The sequence below is a fragment of the Frankia sp. CeRuru1 genome (assembly GCF_977966315.1).
In genome coordinates this window covers 1-2477 of record NZ_CDWWEW010000381.1, presented here as the reverse complement: position 1 = coordinate 2477, position 2477 = coordinate 1, and the positions used below count along the sequence as shown (strand labels likewise).

Genomic DNA, 2477 nt, shown 5'->3' with positions numbered 1-2477 from the left:
ATGTCTCCCCGCCGGGTCCCCCACCAGCGAAGCCCCACAGCGGAGCCGATACCCGTGCTCACACCCACACCCACCCCCAGGGCCGGCACGCTGGCCGCGGCCTTCGATCCTCACCGCAACAACCTCAACGCGCTGCGCCTCATCCTGGCCGGCGCGGTGCTCGTGTCCCACTCATGGCTGTTCGTCCGGGGAGAACCGGACCCGTTGACACGTCTGCCCGGCGCCCCCGACCTCGGCACGTTTGCCGTGGACGGCTTCTTCCTCCTCAGCGGCTTCCTGATCACCCGTAGCCACCTGCGGGCACCATCCACCGCCCGTTTCCTCTGGCACCGGTTCCTGCGGGTCGTGCCTGCCTTCTGGGTCTGTCTCGCGCTGACCGCCGTCGCGATCGGTCCACTGCTGTGGCGCCTGGACCGGGGCACCACCGCCGGCTACCCCTGGACCGGCCATGACTCGGCGGTCCGCTACCTGCTCGTCAACGCGGCGCTGAAGATGAACCAGTTCAATATCGGCGACCTACGGGCCGGGCAGGCCGTGGACGGCCCCCTGCACACCCTGTTCTTCGAAGCGCTGTGCTACCTGATGGTCGGCGTTTTCGGCGCGGTGGGGATCCTGCGCCGCCGCCGCGGGCTCGTCCTCACCCTCGCCATCGGCGGGTGGCTGCTCGCCGTCGGCGGGGTGGTCCTCGGCGCCAACCGGCTCACCGACTCCCACATCCTGAAGTACACGGCCGTCTTCCTCATCGGGGCGGCGATGTTCCTCTACGCCGACCGCATCCCGCGCAGCCGGGCCCTATTCATCGCCGCCGCGGCCCTGCTCGCCGCGGGCCTGCTCATCCCCCACGCCTACCGGCCCCTCGCCCTGGCCCCGCTGGCCTACCTGCTGCTGTACGCCGGAACCGGACGGGGGCTGTCGCGGGTGGGGGCGCGTCGCGATCTGTCCTACGGCATCTACGTCTACGCCTGGCCGCTGCAACTGCTCCTGCTCGAAGCCGGGGTCGATGCGGGTATCGGTACGGGTGCCGTCGTCGTGCACATCGCGGCCTCCCTCGCCGTCACCTCCCTCGCCGCCCTCGCAAGCTGGTATGCCATCGAAGCACCCGCCCTTGCGCTGAAATCCTGGCAATCGCCGTTGCCAAGACGTTCAACGGACGCGGGTGCGGCGCACCTGTTCGTCCCGCGGAGCCGTTGACCCCCGCCAAGGCCGACGCAACGCTCTACCCCACAGATGGATCTTCTAAGATGCGAAATGTGAGGCGCGGGTCTGTGATCTGGGCCGCGACGACGGTCGGGCGAGGTGTCCGGTCCGTCCTGGTGGCCGCCGTGGCCGTCGGCCTGGCCGTCACCGCCCACACGGCCGCCTGCGCGATGACCCCGTCACTGTTGATGGCGGTCATCGGGCTGGTACTCGCCGCCCGGGTCTGCTGGGGGGTGTCCGTCCGACGGATGTCACGCAGGCGCCTCACCGGACTGGTGCTGGCCGTCCAGGCCGGTCTGCACGTGGCGTTCACCGTCACCGTCCCCGCCGGATCCCACCCTTCCGGCCTCGCGCATTCCCCCGGCCTCGCCCCCACCCTCGCGGGGGGCACCGGCCAGGTGGCCGGCCTCCAGCCCCACGCCGGCGTGGGGCTGGACCTGTTGCCCGGGGGGCCGGGCATGCTCGTGGCGCATCTGCTCGCCGCGTTCGGGCTCGCCTGCTGGCTCTCCCTCGGCGAAAACCTGCTCTGGCGGGCCGCGCAGGGCGCCGCGGCCGCCGTACGACGCGCCGCCGGGCGCCTGCGGCGCCGTGACGGCCGCATCCTGCTCATCGTTCCCGGCCCGGTCACACGCCTGCCGGCGCGGCGACGGACCCGTCGGCCGGTCCTGCTGCATTACATCGTCATCCGTCGGGGCCCGCCGGTCCATGGGATGCTCTGAGCGGTCCGACGGCCGGCCCCGGTATCCCACAGATCCACCAACCCCTTGCCCGCGTCGCGGGCCGGATCGTGTCGTCCCTCGATCCGCCGCCCGCGCCTGGCACCCGGTGGCCATCCTCGGCATCCCCATTCCATGTCCACGTGCGTCCGGTGACGTGGCAGATCGTCCGGCTCCCCACGGAACAAACGGGCCGGTGTGCCCGGCCGCCCGAACCGGTACGGCCACGGTACGGCCACCTCGACGTCTCGGGACTGATCAGTAACCCGCGGAGTCACCATGTCCGTAGTCGCCATGTCTGCACCAGGCAGGCCGGTCCCGCAGAGGCGTGCGGCCGGCGAGTTGGAACGCGAGGTCCTAGCCCTGCTCTGGGCCGCCGCCGAACCGCTGATGCCCTTCCAGGTTCAGCGCCGGCTGGGTCGGGGGCTCGCGCAGAGCACGGTCGCCACCACCCTGCTGCGGCTGGTGGCCAAGGGACTCGCCGAACGCGCGCCGCACGGCCGGGGATTCGCCTACCGTCCGCTGCAGCGCGCCGAGGACCACGCGGCGGAACAGATGATGAAC

At 71.7% G+C, this 2477-nt stretch carries 3 protein-coding genes; all 3 read left to right on the top strand.

The annotated features are described in order from the left end of the window. Positions 1-1191, top strand: a 1191-nt coding sequence (locus tag AC08OP_RS20815; protein ID WP_476615720.1) for an acyltransferase family protein, incomplete at its 5' end; no start/stop codon positions are given. Positions 1192-1250: 59 nt separating this feature from the next. Continuing rightward, complete coding sequence (locus tag AC08OP_RS20810) at positions 1251-1916, top strand: hypothetical protein (protein ID WP_476615719.1); 666 nt, start codon at positions 1251-1253, stop codon at positions 1914-1916. A gap of 276 nt (positions 1917-2192) precedes the next feature. Next, on the top strand, positions 2193-2477 hold a 285-nt coding region (locus tag AC08OP_RS20805), incomplete at its 3' end, for a BlaI/MecI/CopY family transcriptional regulator (protein WP_476615718.1).